Genomic DNA, 257 nt, shown 5'->3' with positions numbered 1-257 from the left:
CTTGACATTGGGTTTTGGGCTTGCATGTGTAGGATAGGTGGGAGGCTGTGAACCCTGTACGCCAGTATGGGGGGAGCCACCGTTGAAATACCACCCTTGCAAGTCTAAGGCTCTAATCCATGCCCGTTACCCGGGGTGGAGACAGTGTCTGGTGGGTAGTTTGACTGGGGCGGTCGCCTCCCAAACAATAACGGAGGCACGCAAAGGTTCCCTCAGCCTGATCGGAAACCAGGCGTCGAGTGCAAACGCATAAGGGA

1 rRNA gene is annotated in these 257 nt (G+C 56.0%); it reads left to right on the top strand.

Going from position 1 to position 257, the window contains the following annotated elements:
* Positions 1-257, top strand: a 23S ribosomal RNA gene (locus V6B97_RS17490); the annotation flags it as partial.

Source organism: Nitratidesulfovibrio sp. 1201_IL3209 (assembly GCF_036763125.1).
Taxonomy (GTDB): Bacteria; Desulfobacterota; Desulfovibrionia; order Desulfovibrionales; family Desulfovibrionaceae; genus Cupidesulfovibrio.
This window is presented reverse-complemented; position numbering and strand designations above follow the sequence as displayed.